This window comes from Prolixibacter sp. SD074 (assembly GCF_009617895.1).
Taxonomy (GTDB): Bacteria; Bacteroidota; Bacteroidia; order Bacteroidales; family Prolixibacteraceae; genus Prolixibacter.
Genome location: NZ_BLAW01000001.1, coordinates 2,434,540 through 2,451,805, shown reverse-complemented (window position 1 = coordinate 2,451,805; position 17,266 = coordinate 2,434,540). Strand labels below are relative to the sequence as shown.

Here is a 17,266-nt window from a genome sequence, read left to right as displayed (position 1 = left end):
GAATCCGGCTTTTTTACCGTTGAAATGATTGCCTTTCGGGCAAAAAAAGTAATCATCTAATGAAAAAATTCTTCAGTGTCATAATCATTCTCCTGCTGGTGAAAGGTGTTTCAGCCCAGGATCATCTCAACCAATACCTCACCAAACCTGAACATTTTACAGCCAAAGGATATGACAGCCACGTGGAATTGCGCTGGCCCGATTTGAAAAATGCTGTGTCCTATCGTTTGTATGCAGCAACCGGCAACAATTATCAGTTGCGGACTGAAACGAAGAATAACTACTACCTCGATTTTGTGACCGACCTGGGGCGAAACATCTCCCTAAAATACAAACTTGTTCCGGTAAACCGGAAGGGAAGAGAGCTGACTTCCGAAGCGGTGGAGGCCAATACCGCGATTCATGACTTCACTAATGAGGAGCTCATGAACATGGTGCAAAAGTACACCTTCCGTTATTTCTGGGACTTTGGACGGGCCGATTTGGGCATGGCCCGTGAACGGGATAACCATTCGGATGGTGATATTGTCACCATTGGTGGCTCCGGATTTGGGGTAATGGCCTTGATGGTGGGTGTGAAGCATGGCTGGATTACCCGCGAACAAGCCGTTGGCCGCTTATTGAACCTCACGAAATTTTTGAGTGCCGCCGACCGTTTTCACGGAATGTGGGCGCACTGGTACGACGCGAATACGCAAAAGTCTTATCACTTCAGTAAATACGATGATGGCGGTGATATTGTCGAATCTTCCTTCATGATGGAAGGTTTACTGGCAGCCCGTCAGTTTTTCAACCGCCCGACGCCTAAAGAAAAATTTCTGCAACGGCAAATTACCGACCTGTGGAAATCGATGGACTGGAACTTCTATACCCGCGGGCAGGAGGTTTTGTACTGGCACTGGTCTCCCAATTTCGGATGGAAAATGAACCATGCTATTCATGGGTACAACGAGTGTTTGATTACCTACATCCTCGCAGCCTCTTCGCCCGGTCATGCTATTTCACCGGAAGTGTACCACAAAGGTTGGGCCGGAAACAACTGGGATACATTCGCCAATAATTCCACGTATTACGGCATAATGCTGCCGCTGGGAAACCGGAAATGGATGGGCGGTCCGTTGTTTTTTGCGCATTACTCTTACATGGGGCTCGATCCGAAAGGCCTGCGCGACCGATATGCCAATTACTGGCAGCAAAACAAACGGCAAACATTGATTAACCGTGCCTACTGCATCGATAATCCTTACGGCTGGAAAGGCTATGGCCCCGGTTTCTGGGGGCTCACCGCCGGCGATATGGTTCCGGATGGATATACGGCGCATGCCCCGGGCTTTCAGCGCGATTTGGGAACGATTACGCCGACCGCTGCGCTGTCGTCGATGCCGTACACCCCGGAAGAATCGATGAAAGTGCTGAAGAACCTTTACCGGAATTACGGTAAATACCTGTTTGGCCCGTTCGGCTTTTACGACGGAATCAACCTTTCGGTAGCCGACAAACCCGAAGAACAGGTGCGCAAAACTTACCTGGCCATCGATCAGGGACCGATTGTAGTGATGATTGAAAATTACCGCTCCGGCCTGGTGTGGAAATCCTTCATGAAAAATGAAGACGTACTGGAGGGATTGAAACGATTGGGTTTTACGATTGACGATAAACCTATTCAGGTAGATGAAACCAAATAAGCCGGGGAAGCGGCGAAAAACCGGAGTGCGGGCGATTACTGCTTTTGCGGTTGTTATATTGGCCATGTCGGGGTGCCAGCCTTCCGGTAAAAAAAAGTCTACGGCGGCACATCCGGGGAGCCGGTACTTCACCGATCCGGTGATAGCACACAAAGTGGATTCGGTGTTATCGTTGATGACACTGGAAGAAAAGGCTGGTCAGCTTTGTATTATGGGAGCCGGCCATCCACACCTGGAACAGCTGGTTAAGGAAGGCAAACTTGGAGGGACCAACGGTGTTCTTCCCGATAGGAATGTGGCCCGCTATACGCGCCAAATGCAAAAGTTGGCGATGCAGTCGCATTTGAAAATTCCGCTGCTGTTCATGGGCGATGTGATTCACGGTTTTCAAACCGCATTTCCGGTTCCGTTGGCGTTAGCGGCTTCGTGGGACCCCGGGTTAGTCCGAAAGGCCGATAGCATATCGGCTGTTGAGGCGACAGCCTCCGGTGTTAGCTGGACGTTTAACCCGATGATTGATATTGCCCGCGATCCGCGTTGGGGACGTATCGTGGAAGGCGCCGGCGAAGATCCGTACCTCGGTTCGTTGATGGCTGCGGCTGCTGTAAGAGGATATCAGGGTGAAAGTCTGGCCTCTCCGCATACCATGATGGCTACCGCGAAACATTTTGTGGGTTATGGTGCCGTGCAGGCCGGCCGCGATTACAACACCGTGAATATGCCGGAGCGGGAACTGAGGGAAGTGTATCTGCCCCCTTTCAAAGCAGCAGTTAAAGCCGGAATCGGGGCCGTGATGCCTGCCTTTGTGGCGTTTAATGGCGTCCCGGTGACCGCTAATCGTTTTTTGCTTCACGATATTCTCCGTAAGGAGTTAGGGTTTAACGGCATTGTGGTGTCGGATTACGACGCGGTGCCCGAACTGGAGGAACATGGGGTGGCTGCATCTTCGGCGCAGGCCGATGTGTTGGCCATGAAGGCGGGTGTGGATATCGATTTGCACAGCGGCTCGTACCTGCAGAATTTGCCAAAGCTGGTTAAGGAGGGGAAAATACCGGAATCGGTGGTGGATGATGCAGTGCGAAAAGTGCTGACCATGAAGTTTGAATTGGGATTGTTCGATAATCCCTTTCGCTACAGCGATTCCACATTGGTCGTCAATTATATCCTTCCGGCAGGGCACCGGGAAGCGGCCAGGAAAGCCGCCCGTGAAACATTCGTATTACTGAAAAACGAGAAAAATATTTTGCCGCTGGGCAAAAAACTTCACTCCATCGCGGTAATTGGGCCTGCAGCCGACAACCAGTTGAATTTGCTGGGACCTGTTCATGCACTGGCCCGGACGGAAGACGTGGTGACCGTGTTGCAGGGAATTAAAAACGCCGTTTCACCATGGACGAAGGTAAGTTATGCCGAAGGAACCGGTTATGATATGGATTCGGAAAGTGGTTTCCCGGAAGCGGTCCGGGCAGCCCGGAACGCTGATGTGGCCGTGATGGTGCTCGGCGAAAATAACGGCATGTGCGGAGAAGGCGACAGCCGCGCTTCGTTACAACTGCCCGGTAACCAGCTCGACCTGGTGAAAGCGGTGGTGAAAACCGGCAAACCGGTGGTGGCCGTTTTGGTGAATGGCCGGCCGCTGGCAGTAAATTGGCTGAACAACCACGTGCCGGGTATTTTGGAAACGTGGTTTCCGGGTACGGAAGGAGGAAATGCCATTGCCGATGTGCTGTTCGGCGATTACAACCCGTCGGGGAAGCTGCCCGTTACCTTCCCGCGAAGTGTGGGACAGGTGACCATCTTTTACAGTCACCTGAATACCGGACGGACGTTTGACCCGGACAACAAATACACGACGCGTTATGTGGATATGCCCAATACGCCGCTCTACCCGTTTGGCTATGGGTTGAGTTACACCGCCTTTTCGATTTCTCCGGTGAAACTGAGCATGCAGAATATGAGTTGGAACGATACGCTGAACGTATCGGTTTCGGTCGTCAATACCGGCAAACGGGCAGGAACGGAAGTGTTGCAGTTGTATACCCATCAGCAGGTGGCCAGCGTGAGTCCGCCGGTGAAGAAACTGAGGGCGTTCAGACGGGTACGGCTGGCTCCCGGCGAGGTGAAGGAAATTACCTTTCCGCTAACGCGAAAAGATTTGGCCATTCTGAACCAGGACATACAATGGAAGGCCGAACCCGGCACTTTCGATGTGATGGTGGGAAGCAGTTCCGGAATGACCATCTCTGCCGGCTTTACATTGAATAAACCTTGATATCCCTGGTAAGAAGACAACAATACATTGTGAACCTGAAATTAGATTAGTAGTGAAAAAGATGACACAAAGACTGACGATGTTGCTGACTGCCGGAGCGGTTTTGCTCCTGTCGTCCTGTCAGCAGCCTGCCTCGAAAAAGGTGGCAACAAAACGTGAGGCATCGAAGTATTTTAACGATCCGGTGGTTACACACAAGGTCGACTCTGTGCTTTCGATGATGACCCTGGACGAAAAGATCGGGCAGCTGGTGCTGTATTCCAGCGGCTGGGATAAAACCGGCCCGAGTATGAACGAGAATTACATCAACGACATAAAAGCCGGACGGTGTGGAAATATCTTCAATGCATTTACGCCGGATTACAACCGGAAATTGCAGAACATTGCCGTGGAACAGACCCGGATGAAAATTCCGTTGCTGTTTGGTTATGACGTCATTCACGGACAGAAAACCATCTTCCCCATTCCGTTGGGCGAAGCGGCTTCGTGGGATTTGAACACCATTCAGAAGACTGCCTCTGCCGCTGCTGCCGAAGCCGCTGCCGCCGGTATTCAGTGGACGTATGCCCCGATGTGCGACATCTCCCGTGACCCTCGATGGGGACGCGTAACCGAAGGCGCCGGTGAAGATCCGTACCTCGGAAGTAAGATTGCTGCGGCCCGGGTACACGGTTTCCAGGGAACCGATTTGGCCTCGGATACAACCGTTGTGGCTTGCGTGAAACACTTTGCTGCTTATGGCGCCCCCGAAGCCGGCCGTGATTACAACACCGTCGATATGTCGATGCGGAAACTTCGCGGCGTTTACCTGCCTCCTTACAAAGCGGCTGTCGATGCCGGGGCAGGAACGGTGATGACTTCGTTCAACGATTTGAACGGTGTTCCGGCAACGGCCAATCATTTTCTAATGACCGACGTCCTGCGAAACGAGTGGGGCTTTAACGGTTTCGTGGTAACGGATTATACTGCCATTAACGAACTGGTGCCTCACGGCATTGCCAAAGATGAGAAAGATGCCGCTGCACTGGCGATGAATGCCGGCGTAGACATGGACATGCAGGGCGGAACGTATTCCAAATACCTGAAAGAGTTGCTGAAGGAAGGCCGTGTCAGTAAGGACGAAATTGACAACGCCGTGCGTCGCGTGTTGCGGATTAAATTCCGGTTGGGATTGTTTGCCAACCCGTATAAATACTTCAATAACGAGCGCGACAAAAAACTGACGTATTCGAAGTATCACCTGGCCCTGGCCCGCCAGATGGCGCGTGAGTCGATGGTGTTGCTGAAGAATGATAAGGAAACACTGCCGTTGAAGAAGGGACAGCGGATTGCGTTGATTGGCCCGTTGGCCGGTTCGCAGCGCGATTTGTTAGGTTCGTGGCATGCTGCCGGCGACTGGAAAATCAACAAGACGGTGAAGGAAGCCATGGAAGACCAGTTTGGAAGAAAAAATGTTCAGTATGCCAAGGGATGCGACCTTCAGGGGAATAATCGTTCCGGATTTGCTGCGGCAGTTTCGGCTGCCCGTCGTTCGGACGTGGTGGTGATGGTGTTGGGCGAATCGGCTGAATGGAGCGGCGAAGCTGCCAGCCGTGCGCACATCAATTTACCAGAAGTTCAGTCGGAATTACTGAAAGCCGTTCACAAAACCGGGAAGCCGGTGGTTGTGGTACTGATGAGTGGTCGCCCGCTGGCGCTGCAAAAGGAAGTGCCGATGACCGATGCGCTGCTCGAAGCGTGGTTCCCCGGAACGGAGGGAGCGCCGGCGCTGGCTGATGTCCTTTCGGGAAAATACAACCCGTCGGGGAAGCTGCCGATGACCTTCCCGCGGATTACCGGTCAGATTCCGATTTATTACAGTGCGAAAAATACAGGCCGTCCCTACTCCAAAACCGGAAAAGAACAGAAATACCGTTCGCGCTACCTGTTTACACCGAATACACCGGAGTTTGCCTTCGGTCATGGATTGAGTTATACGACTTTCAGTTATACCGGACCGAAATTGAGCACGGCAAAACTGGCCATGGGCGACACACTTCACGTTAGTGCCACCATTACCAACACCGGTAACTACGACGGGACCGAGGTGGCCCAGCTGTACATCCGCGACATGGTGGGCAGTGTCACCCGTCCGGTGAAAGAACTGAAAGGCTTCCGCCGAATATTCCTGAAAAAGGGTGAAAGCAAAACCGTCAGCTTCGATTTGACCATGAACGATCTTTCCTTCTACCGTAAGGATATGACCTGGGGCGCCGAGCCCGGCGATTTCAAGGTATTTGTCGGGGGCGCATCGGATGATGTAAAGGAAGCAGCATTTACGTTGGTGAAATAGGTTGGATTTAATATCATAGACTACTAAACACCGAACCGGTTGGCGTTATGCCGGCCGGTTTTTTTAGTGTTAATGCTCATTTAACGACTGTCAAAGCGCATTCAACGAATGTCGGTGAAGGTGTTCAAAAAATGTGGTTTGTGTTCATTTACCGGCGTCAGGAAAGGGGGTTCTTCTACTGGAAGGGAGAAAAACCGGGCAAAACTTGTAATTTTATTAACCGGTAACCGACCTATCGGGTATTCCACGAAAATCTATTAATCTGCTTATCATATATGAAAAAACGCAATCTTGCTTACATGTTTGTCGGAGTGATGGCTATGGGGTTGGCATCGTGTCAGCCCAACGTATCGTCATCCGAAAGCGATGCCCTGGTGTCGCACATTGACTCGACTGTGAAGCCGGGCGATGACTTTTTTATGTTTGCCAACGGAAAATGGTTCAAGGAACACCCCATTCCGGCCAGCGAGCAATCCAATGGCATCTTCCAGATTATTCAGGATACGGTTAACACCCAGGTTCGTGACATCTGCGAATCGTCGGCAGCCATGGCCAACGCCGAAAAAGGGAGTAACCGGCAAAAAATTGGCGACTTTTTTTACCCGGGAATGGACAGTGTGTCGCTGAACAAGAATGGAATCACGCCGCTGAAAGCCGATTTCGGGCGCATTGATAATATTCGGAACAACAAAGATTTGTTTCAGGAACTGGCTTACATCCAAACGGTGGCCGGTTCGCCGATGTTTGGTTTCTATGTGGGCCAGGACGATAAAAACAGTAGTAAAAATGCGGTGTTTGTTTCGCAGGGCGGATTGAGTTTGCCCGACCGCGACTACTATTTTGCTACCGATGACCGCGCCAAAATGATTCGGACGAAATTTGTGGCCTATCTCGACAGCATGTACACCATTATGGGGTACGATAAAGCAGAAGCTACAAAGGCTGCTGACAATACCATGAAGTTGGAAACGGCGCTGGCAAGATCTTCGCGGAAGCGTGAAGATACGCGCGACCCGTTGAAGAATTATAATAAAATGTCTTTTGCCCAACTGAATCAGGATACACCCAATATTGACTGGAACGTTTTCACTGAAGGCATGGGATTGGCACAGGTGGACTCGGTGATTGTGGGTCAGCCCGAATTTCTTACCGCGCTTAATGGCTACCTGAAAACTTTCCCGATGAGCGTTTGGAAAGATTACCTGAAATTCCACTTACTGAATGGCCTGGCTTCCTATCTGGATGACCATACTTATATGACGGCTTTCAACTTTTACTCGAAAACCCTGCGGGGAATACAGGAGCCGCGTCCGCGCTGGAAGCGGGTGGTTGGTCTTACCAATCGTGCATTGGGCGACCTGGTTGGTCAGGTGTACGTGAAGGATTACCTGCCGGCCGGTACCAAAGAGAAACTGCTGGAGATTGGTCATGCTATTAAGTAAGGTGTATGCCGAGCGCATCAAAAATCTGGACTGGATGACCGAAGGTACCAAGAAGAAAGCGCTGCACAAGCTGGATGTGATGATAATGAAGGTGGGGTATCCTGATAAGTGGAAAGACCTGAGCGCATTGCATGTCGACCGCGCTTCCTACGTGCAGAATGTGATCAACGCCAACAAGTGGTACACTAATTACATGATCTCGAAATATGGAAAGCCGGTCGATCGCACGGAATGGGGCATGGAGCCGCAAACCTATAATGCGTATTACAATCCATCGAACAACGAGATTGTGGTACCGGGCTGTAACATCATGGTTCCGGGGTACGAGCGTAAGATGGCCGACGATGCTATTCTTTACGCTATCATTGGTGGTTCGACGTTTGGGCACGAGATGACGCATGGTTTCGACGACCAGGGTAGCAAGTACGATGAGCAGGGAAACCTGAACAACTGGTGGACGCCGCAGGACAGCGCTAAATTCTACGCTAAAACCCGGATGATTGTGAAGCAGTTCGACGGTTATGTGGCAGTTGACAGCCTGCACGTCAATGGTTCGATGACACAGGGCGAGAATATTGCCGACCTGGGCGGTATTATGATGGGATACCAGGCCTTTCAGCAAACCAAACAGTACCAGGACCATGAAATGATTGCCGGCTTAACGCCGAACCAACGTTTCTTCCTGGGGTACGCCATGGCCTGGATGTTGAACATGCGTCCGGAAGCTATTGCCAACCAGGTGCGTAGCGATGTACACTCTCCGGCTAAATTCAGGGTGAACGGCCCGCTGTCGGACATGACGGCTTTCTACAAAACATTCGGCGTGAAAAAGGGCGATGGCATGTGGCGGCCCGACAGTTTGCGTGTGAAAATCTGGTAAACGAATTCCTGATAATAATAAATGAGCCCGCTGATTTTTCCGGCGGGCTTTTTGGTTAAATGTATTTTGTCAGACTTTATGTTTTACAACATTGAAAATTAACTGTATCACAAAAAGAGTGAGTAATAAGTTACTTTTGCTAAAATTCAATCGATTTTTGGGGTAGCATGAAAGTTGCGATTTTTTTATTCTGCAGCGCTAAAGATTTTCAATTTCTAAAATGATATTTTTGCTTATATGCAGCTGATAAAGGGCATACAGGAGAGGAATATTATCGAGCGGTTGAGGAGCGGAGACCGAACCGCTTTTGAGCTGTTGTTCCAATTTTATTATCCGGGCCTGGTGATATATGCCACTCAATTTGCTGTTGATGAGTTGCAGGCCGAAGATATCGTGCAGAATATGTTTATCAAGCTTTGGGAGAAGCGGCAGCGTGTGAAGTTGGTTGACTCGCTGAAAAGCTACTTTTTTACATCGGTTCGGAATAGTTGTCTGAATTCGCTGAAACATCAACAGGTCAAGAGTAAATACATCGGGCAGCTATATGATATGTCGGAGAAAAACCTGCTTTACCAACCCAACCTTTACATTGCCTCGGAACTTCAGGAGATTATTCGTCAGGCTATTGACGAACTACCTGAACGGTGCCGCGAAGTCTTTGTCATGAGCCGCCTGGAGCAAATGAAAAATGACGAGATTGCCGAAAAACTGAATCTCTCGAAAAGGACCGTTGAGACACACATCAGTCATGCATTAAAAATACTACGGGTAAAGCTCAAGGATTACCTGCCGTTACTCATACTTCTTGGGTTTAGATTGTGACCTCATTAACTTTCTTAAACAATTTTTTGTTTTTGTTTACGTGTGACCCCAAAGTTGATTGTATTTGATGTAAAACAACACGAGAAGAGGGAAGTGCACCACAGTATGCAAAAAGAAGATAAAAATAGAGAGATTGCTGCCTTTGTTGAAAGACGAGAGTGCATGGATACGCAGGAGCAGGTATCCGAAGCGGTGAATGTAATCGACTTGATTGATCACGTAGATGTCCCCGGTGCTTTTTTCAAGGTCAGCAATCGTTTACCGGGAGACGATAAATGGAGATTTTATCTTCGGCGTTTAAGCAATGTGGCTGCGATTTTATTCCTTCCTATACTACTGTTCGCCATTTGGCAATATTACTTCCCGCATGGAGATATTTCCGGTGACCACATTGCGATGCAACAGATATCCAGTCCGCCGGGGACCCGTTCTCAAATCGTTCTCCCCGACGGCAGTAAAGTGTGGCTTAACGCTGAGAGTACCATTCGCTTTCCTATACCTTTTTCCAGAAAAACACGGAATGTTTCACTGGTCGGACAAGCTTTTTTCAGTGTGCAAAAAACTCCGGAAGTCCCTTTTATTGTCAAGGCTGATAACGTTCAGGTGAAAGTGTTGGGAACCGAATTTGATGTAAATGCGTATCCGGATATGACCAAGGTGGGAGTAGTATTGGCCAGGGGAAAAATCAGCCTGACAACACAAAATCAAGATCATACTTCGTCGAAGTCGGTAATTCTGCATCCGGGGGAGCGAGCTGTTGTCGGTCGTCAGTCGGGTGAAGTTCAACTTTCGAAAGGGGATATTAACAAATACATTGCCTGGCATAACGGTCGTTTGGTATTTGATGAAACGCCTATGAAAGAGGTGGCCAGACAACTGGAATTATGGTATGGAATAAAGGTTATTATCAAAGACCCGGAGATTCTCAATTACCATTTTTCCACCACGTTCGAGAACGAATCGCTTTACCAGGTACTTGAATTGCTAAAACTGTCTTCTCCTATCGACATTGATTATCAGAATGCCCACTATGACCGTGGAGAAAAATCATACACAAAATCAATCGTTTATATCAAAAAGAAAACTAAATAGATTTTGCCAATGAGAAACAAGTTGTAAAAAAGAAAGGAAGTGCGCCAACACTCCCTTTCGAAACCCATTAAGGGTTTAATTATTAAAGTAATAATTAAAAGCATTCAAATCTATGAAAAAAAAAGCTAACTATTTGCCGTTGTGGTATCACAGCTGCAAAAAACTTCTTGTTATTATGAGACTAACAGCGGTGATACTTCTAATATCGACATTGCAGACTTTTGCCGTTAAAAGTTATGCACAGTCAACCCGCTTGTCACTCAATCTGACTAATACTACTGTAAAGCAAGTCTTATCTCAGATTGAGTCACAAAGTGAGTTTTATTTTCTGTATAACAGTGACTTGATTGATGTTGACAGAACGGTAAGTGTCTCAGCAAAAAATGAACGTGTAGACCAAATTCTGCACCAATTATTTGATGGGGAAAACATCAATTTTATTATTAAAGATCGGCACATCGTGCTAACTCCGGATGCAGAAACTCAGCAGCAGATAGGTGTAAAAGGCCATGTAACGGACAAATCCGGCGGGCCGCTACCCGGTGTGACAATCGTTATTAAAGGAACGTCAAAGGGTACCATAACCGATACGAACGGTAACTATGAGATGGACGGTGTTCCGTCTAATGCCACGCTTGTTTTTTCCTTCGTAGGTATGAAATCAAAGGAAATTGCTGTGGAAAGCAGAAATACCATCGATGTTCAGATGGAGGAGGAAACAATTGGTGTGGGGGAAGTCGTTGTAACAGCACTCGGTATCAAGCGAGAAGAGAAAGCGCTGGGTTATTCTGTCCAAACTGTTCAGGGCCAGAGCTTACAAAAAGTTTCCGGCATTGATGTAGGAACATCGTTGACCGGTAAAGTAGCCGGAGTTTTGGTTCAAAACTCAACTGATTTTAACGTAGCACCTACCATCTCGGTCCGAGGTGAAAGTCCGTTGATTGTGATTGATGGCGTCGCTTACGCCAATAAATCCCTGAATGATATCGCTGCAGATGATATTCAGTCAATGAGTGTTCTGAAAGGGGCAACTGCTTCTGCTCTTTACGGTTTCCGCGGGGAAAATGGCGCCATCCTGATTACGACCAAAAACGGTAGTACCAGTCAATTGGGAGTATCCGTTGATCTGAGTTCGAACACCATGTTTAGTGCCGGATTCCTGGCCATTCCCGAGAAGCAGAGTGTGTATGGTCGTGGTACCGCCGATATCTATGATATCAACTCCGATCAGTCCTGGGGTACCTTCATGGATGGAACGGTCAGAACCCAATGGGATCCGATCGCTAAGGAGTTCCGGGATTATCCTTACCTCCCGGTAGGTAAAAACAACTTTAAAAACTTCCTGGAGCCGGGTTACATAACCAACAACAACGTCAGTGTCGCTTTTAAGACGGACAAAATTGCCCTGAGGAGCTCACTGAACTGGATCCAGAATAAAGGGCAGTATCCGAATTCCTGGTTGAATAAGTACACTTATACCCTGGGTGGCGATATCACCCTGGATAAGTTCAAGTTCTCATCGAACATGTCGTATACCAAACGGGAAACCCCGAACATGAGTTCCAACGGTTATACTTCGTATGACCCGATGTACACATTGTTGATCTATTCATCGGCTGACTTCAACATTCTCGATTACAAAAACAACTACTGGCTGATACCCGGCCAGCTGCAGAACAACCAGTTCGGATACGATTTTGCCACCAATACCTACAGTGGTAAGAATCAAAACGATCCGTATTTCGATCGGTATCAACGTACCAACGAGCAATCGCGTGATATTTTCAATGCCGATTTGACCACCAGTTATGATATTGCTCCCTGGTTGACTGCTACCCTCCGCGGGGGACTCGATTTCTTTATCAATCGGGGACAATTGAGGATATCAGAGGGTTCATACACTTCTTCAGGTAACACGGGTATTCCCGGAAATCCTTATACCTGGAATGGTAGCCGGACCGGGGCGTATTTGACTGGTAGGACGCAGGGATACAGTATTAACAGTGATTTCCTGTTGACTGGTAGCCGGACTTTCCTCGATGATTTTGATGTGGATTATCTGGCTGGGGGAACCATGTTCTACGACCGCAGCGATAACATTAACGCTGAGACCGTCGGCGGTATCTCAATCCCGGAGTATTTCTCACTGAATGCATCGGTCAATCCGGCAGCTGTAGGGGAAAGTACCAACCGACGGCAGGTTAATTCCTTGTTTGGCCGGGTCGCACTTTCGTGGAAGAAGATGCTCTTCGTGGATTTTACCGGACGTAATGACTGGGTTTCCATGCTGGCCAATCCGAATGTGCCCAAAGCCAACCGTTCCTATTTCTATCCATCGGTATCGGGTAGTTTTGTGATTTCCGAGCTGATGCCATTGACCCATAACTGGTTGGATATGATGAAGGTGAGAGGTTCGTGGACACGGGCTAAAACGCCGCCAGATCCGTATGCCATTAACAGTGTATTCAGTGTGAACCCGGGTACCTGGAATGCCCTGAACGGAGCTACCGCACCATCAGCGCTTTACCTGAATACCTACAGTCCGAACTCGTACACCACCACTGAGGTGGGTTTTCAGGCGATGACCTTTAAGAAGCGCTTTACCGTGGATGTGACCTATTATGCCAAGCATATTTTTGATATCCTGAAACTGGGGCCATTGTCATCTGCTACCGGATATACCGGTATCTATCTGAATACGGATGAACAACGCTCGAACCGCGGATGGGAAGTGGCCGTAACAACTACTCCGCTGAAGAAAACGGATTGGCAGTGGGATATCGGTGTGAACTGGTCGACCTACAAGCAAGTGTATACCAAACTCGATTCAACCTATACATCCAACTTTGGAAAACCCTGGGTGGAAGTTGGCAACCGTACGGACGCTTTTACACTCCAGAAATATCTGCGCGTCCCTGACGGCGAGTACGCCGGACAGCTGATTTACAATACCAGTGGGCGGGTGATGAGGAGCAGTTATTATACGCTTTACGGGTATAGCAATCCGGATTGGATCTGGGGCCTGAATTCAACCCTGCGGTATAAAAACTTCAGCCTCTACATGTCGTTTGATGGTGTGGTTGGTGGTTTAATGCCTACCCGTACTGAAAGTTACATGTGGCAAACAGGTGTCCATCCGGCATCGGTTACCGAAGCACGTAAACAGGATGTCGAGGATCCGAGTACTCCCCACTACGTTGGTAAGGGTGTACAGGTTACCTCCGGTACGGTGACCTTTGATACCAACGGTAATATTCTTACCGATACCCGTCAGTACAAACCTAACGATGTGGCGGAGACCTATAAACAGTCGGTTATCGATTTCCACAACTCCAGTGCATGGGGAGGAAGTGCTAATCCTAATGATGTTTACTCCAGAACATTCCTGAAGCTCAGAGAAGTTAACCTGACCTATACCGTTCCGGATCGCATCCTGAATAACTGGGGGCGCGGCGTGATTAAGGGTGCATCTATTGCCTTTGTCGGACAGAATGTATTGTTCTGGGCCAAGGATTTCAAATATTCTGATCCGGATGGTGGTAATGAAGATTTTGCTGACCCATCAGTACGATATCTGGGAGCTAATATTAAACTAACATTTTAATTAAGTAGCGCTATGAAGAATATAACATATATTTTGGTATTGATAGCTTTTTTCGTTATGGCTTCGTGCAGTAATTTTGAGGAGATCAATACGGATCCAAATAAAACAAATAAGGTTACATCTTCCATGCTTGCCACGCAGGTTTTGAAAGATACATACCGGTTTTGGAACCCCAACCCATCGGATTTTACCTCCGGCAACCTGTTTAACAAACACATTGCCATGCTGGAGACCAACCCGAATCCGTATCAATATTATTACTCTTATTATCCTTACGGTAGTTTCGGAGCGTATTCCCGGCTGACGGATCTGCAATTTATGGCACAATATGCCCAAGGTTCAAAATTTGAATCTTCATATAAAGGATTGCAGCTTTTCATGAAAGCCTGGTTTGGATTCCGGGCGACCCTGGACATGGGAGATGTTCCTTACTCGGAAGCCGGAATGGCGACTGGGGGGATCACCCTGCCTAAATATGACAAACAGGCGGATGTATTTGCCGAAATCCTGACAGATCTCCAAAGCGCGGAGGCTGACTTTGCCCGGGGATCCAACTTCGATGGTGATATTATGTACGGTGGTGATGTGACCAAATGGCGGAAGCTCTGTAATGCCATGCAGCTAAAGGTCATTCAAACCATGAGTAAGCAAGGGACTTCCGCACAAAAAGCGCGTTTTGCCGCAATTGTCAATGCCGGAAACTTGATGACCGGTAATGACGATGACTTTAAACTGGTTTACTCTGACAACCCAAATGCAACCTACCCGATGTATAATGGGGAGGAGCGCCGGAAATACACAGGTGTTACCCAGCTGGTGGTTAATTCACTGAAAAATTTGAACGATCGCCGCTTGTTCTATTTTGCCGAACCGGCACAGGCACAAATTGACGTCGGCCTGACCGCGTCAGATTGGGATGCTTATGTAGGAGCCCCTTCTTCCATGTCAGCTGACCAGCTGGCACTGAACAATGCCGATGGTGATTATTCCCTGGTGAATAAACGCTATGTTGCTTTCATGGATAACGACCCGATGCTCTACTTTACTTATTCAGAGCAGTGCTTCATCATTGCGGAGGCTATCGAAGAAGGCTGGGTGTCGGGTGATGCACAGCAGTATTATGAAAACGGGGTCAAAGCCCAGTTGGAGTATTACATGAACCTTCCTCATACAGAGGGGTATGTGCACGGAATGGCTATCGATCAGAACTATATCGATAACTATTTTACCGGTGCGGCAGCTTATGCTACCGGCGGAACCAAAGAGGATCGCTTGCATCAAATCTGGACACAACGCTGGTTGATTGATTTCTTCCAGGGCAACGGAGGAAACTACCCGCAATTCCTGCGTACAGGTTACCCGGTCTACCCGCTGAATCCTTCAACAAGCCTGGATCCGGATGACCCGACCGTATATCCTAAACGCTGGATGTACCCAACGGATGAACAAACTAAAAATCCGGTCAATTATCAAAAAGCCATTGATGAGCAGTATAATGGTTACGACGGAATCAACCAGGTTCCCTGGTATTTGAAGTAAAGGGTGAATTTGATTAGTAAAAATGTGAATCAAAGGGGAGAGCTAAGCCTCCCCTTTTTTTAAAGGCATGTATAATATTGTTCGGATAACACTCCGGTAAATCGAGTAAAAAGAAACACCAAACACCATGAAACATAAAATAATATTCTTTTCAGTCATTTTTAGTCTTGTTTCTTTCAGTGCATTTTCTCAATCTACTGAAGGTTACAAATTGGGTTGGCAAGACAATTTCGACGGAAACTCGCTTGACACAACTTCGTGGAATAACCGGGTAATGAAACCGGGAACGGTGAACAACGAACTGCAGCGTTATACAGACGGTAAAAATGTGGAGGTGAAAGATGGAAAACTTTTCATCGAAGCCCGGCATGAAAATAATGAATATACTTCCGGACGAATCAATACAAAAGGCAAACACACATTCACTTATGGAATTGTGAAGATGAGAGCTAAATTGCCGGCGGGTGTGGGCACGTGGCCTGCATTATGGATGCTGGGAGCGGACATTAAAGTAGTAGGTTGGCCGGCTTGCGGAGAGCTGGATATCATGGAGCATGTTGGTAAAAAGCCCGGCTATATCCATTCATCTATCCATAATCCTTCGGGTTATGGAGCAACACCTTACACGGGAATCGTGGAAATACAAGATCCTTACACCCAATTTCATATTTACAGTATGGAATGGACAAAAGATTTTATAACCTTTTATGTGGATGGTAAAAAAGTCTATCACTACCAGCCGAAAGATAAAAACATAAAGAACTGGCCGTTCGACAAACCTTTCTTTCTGATTTTTAATATTGCTATCGGTGGCAACATGGGAGGTCCCAAAGTTGACAACCAGTGTTTCCCAACTGACATGGTTGTTGATTGGGTAAAAGTGTATCAGAAATGATATCCAGAAGAAGGAGTATTTTGAATCGATTAATAAACAATAAGATATAAGCATGAAGAAGCTGTTTTTTCTGATTCTGGCTTTCTGTTTTATTCAGGCAACACAGGCCCAGAACCTTAAATTGATGACCTATAATCTTCGGTTGGCCCTGGCTTCTGACGGGCCGAATTCGTGGGAAAACCGGAAGAATTTTATGGTCGACCAGCTCAATTTCTATGCACCCGATATTTTCGGCACGCAGGAAGGATTGCCCGGTCAGATTGAATATTTGAATGAGGAACTGAAAGGTTACCAGTCGATTGGGCAGGGACGTGAAGGTGGCAATAAAGGAGAACATACAGCGGTTTTTTACAACGCTAACCGATTTAAAGTCTTGGTTCATCATACTTTCTGGTTGTCGGATACACCCGGCAAAGTATCGAAAGGCTGGGATGCAGCATACCTGCGGATTTGCACGTATGGCCTTTTCTACGACAAGCTGACACACGGATCGTTCTGGGGTTTCAATACCCATTTGGATAACAAAGGCGAGCTGGCTCGTAAATATGGCGTAGCATTATTGTTGAAAAAGATGGACGAAATCAACAGCGCTAACCTGCCGGTTATTTTCATGGGCGATTTAAATTCACTTCCGGGAAGTGGTGTCATTCAGGAAATAGACAAGAACTTTAACTAATCCAAAGCACTAAGCGAAACCAACCCG

Annotated in this window: 11 protein-coding genes; all 11 read left to right on the top strand. The window is 47.9% G+C overall.

Annotated elements, in window-relative coordinates:
- Positions 1–59 precede the first annotated feature (59 nt).
- The 11 genes from GJU82_RS10600 (at position 60) to GJU82_RS10555 (ending at position 17,239) form a co-directional block, all read left to right on the top strand.
- Positions 60–1,685 carry a glucoamylase family protein gene (locus GJU82_RS10600; RefSeq protein WP_194831030.1) on the top strand — a complete coding sequence of 542 codons (1,626 nt, stop codon included), beginning with the start codon at positions 60–62 and terminating at the stop codon, positions 1,683–1,685.
- Complete coding sequence (bglX, locus tag GJU82_RS10595; RefSeq protein ID WP_153632117.1) at positions 1,672–3,957, top strand: beta-glucosidase BglX; 2,286 nt, start codon at positions 1,672–1,674, stop codon at positions 3,955–3,957. Before GJU82_RS10600 ends, bglX begins: the two co-directional genes overlap by 14 nt.
- Positions 3,958–4,018: 61 nt before the next feature.
- The gene (locus GJU82_RS10590) at positions 4,019–6,289 is read left to right on the top strand and encodes a glycoside hydrolase family 3 N-terminal domain-containing protein (protein WP_153632116.1); all 2,271 of its coding nucleotides are present in this window, start codon (positions 4,019–4,021) and stop codon (positions 6,287–6,289) included.
- A gap of 275 nt (positions 6,290–6,564) precedes the next feature.
- Entirely contained in the window at positions 6,565–7,731 is a 1,167-nt protein-coding gene (locus GJU82_RS17495) for a M13 family metallopeptidase N-terminal domain-containing protein (protein ID WP_255473958.1), read from the top strand.
- Positions 7,718–8,611, top strand: a complete 894-nt coding sequence (locus GJU82_RS17490) for a M13-type metalloendopeptidase (protein WP_255473957.1) — start codon at positions 7,718–7,720, stop codon at positions 8,609–8,611. The genes GJU82_RS17495 and GJU82_RS17490 overlap by 14 nt, the downstream gene beginning before the upstream one ends.
- Positions 8,612–8,848: 237 nt before the next feature.
- Positions 8,849–9,433 (top strand): RNA polymerase sigma-70 factor, encoded by a 585-nt coding sequence (locus GJU82_RS10580; RefSeq protein WP_153632115.1) that lies wholly within the window; start codon positions 8,849–8,851, stop codon positions 9,431–9,433.
- A 105-nt stretch (positions 9,434–9,538) separates the two neighbouring features.
- Positions 9,539–10,525 (top strand): FecR family protein, encoded by a 987-nt coding sequence (locus tag GJU82_RS10575; protein ID WP_153632114.1) that lies wholly within the window; start codon positions 9,539–9,541, stop codon positions 10,523–10,525.
- Positions 10,526–10,700: 175 nt separating this feature from the next.
- Positions 10,701–14,129, top strand: a complete 3,429-nt coding sequence (locus GJU82_RS10570) for a SusC/RagA family TonB-linked outer membrane protein (RefSeq protein WP_194831029.1) — start codon at positions 10,701–10,703, stop codon at positions 14,127–14,129.
- A 12-nt stretch (positions 14,130–14,141) separates the two neighbouring features.
- Entirely contained in the window at positions 14,142–15,668 is a 1,527-nt protein-coding gene (locus GJU82_RS10565; protein WP_153632112.1) for a SusD/RagB family nutrient-binding outer membrane lipoprotein, read from the top strand.
- A 127-nt stretch (positions 15,669–15,795) separates the two neighbouring features.
- On the top strand, positions 15,796–16,563 hold the full coding sequence (locus tag GJU82_RS10560; protein WP_153632111.1) for a family 16 glycosylhydrolase: 768 nt from the start codon (positions 15,796–15,798) through the stop codon (positions 16,561–16,563).
- Positions 16,564–16,615: 52 nt separating this feature from the next.
- A complete protein-coding gene (locus tag GJU82_RS10555; RefSeq protein ID WP_153632110.1) occupies positions 16,616–17,239 on the top strand; it encodes an endonuclease/exonuclease/phosphatase family protein in 624 nt (207 codons plus the stop codon).
- Positions 17,240–17,266 lie beyond the last annotated feature (27 nt).

What these genes read in the sequence shown, in the direction of transcription:
- GJU82_RS10590 (WP_153632116.1), top strand. Translation starts at nt 4,019, where the DNA reads ATGACACAAAGACTGACGATGTTGCTGACTGCCGGAGCGGTTTTGCTC.
- GJU82_RS10560 (WP_153632111.1), top strand. Translation starts at nt 15,796, where the DNA reads ATGAAACATAAAATAATATTCTTTTCAGTCATTTTTAGTCTTGTTTCT.
- GJU82_RS10555 (WP_153632110.1), top strand. Translation starts at nt 16,616, where the DNA reads ATGAAGAAGCTGTTTTTTCTGATTCTGGCTTTCTGTTTTATTCAGGCA.
- GJU82_RS10575 (WP_153632114.1), top strand. Translation starts at nt 9,539, where the DNA reads ATGCAAAAAGAAGATAAAAATAGAGAGATTGCTGCCTTTGTTGAAAGA.
- GJU82_RS17490 (WP_255473957.1), top strand. Translation starts at nt 7,718, where the DNA reads ATGCTATTAAGTAAGGTGTATGCCGAGCGCATCAAAAATCTGGACTGG.
- bglX (WP_153632117.1), top strand. Translation starts at nt 1,672, where the DNA reads ATGAAACCAAATAAGCCGGGGAAGCGGCGAAAAACCGGAGTGCGGGCG.
- GJU82_RS10570 (WP_194831029.1), top strand. Translation starts at nt 10,701, where the DNA reads ATGAGACTAACAGCGGTGATACTTCTAATATCGACATTGCAGACTTTT.
- GJU82_RS10565 (WP_153632112.1), top strand. Translation starts at nt 14,142, where the DNA reads ATGAAGAATATAACATATATTTTGGTATTGATAGCTTTTTTCGTTATG.
- GJU82_RS10580 (WP_153632115.1), top strand. Translation starts at nt 8,849, where the DNA reads ATGCAGCTGATAAAGGGCATACAGGAGAGGAATATTATCGAGCGGTTG.
- GJU82_RS10600 (WP_194831030.1), top strand. Translation starts at nt 60, where the DNA reads ATGAAAAAATTCTTCAGTGTCATAATCATTCTCCTGCTGGTGAAAGGT.
- GJU82_RS17495 (WP_255473958.1), top strand. Translation starts at nt 6,565, where the DNA reads ATGAAAAAACGCAATCTTGCTTACATGTTTGTCGGAGTGATGGCTATG.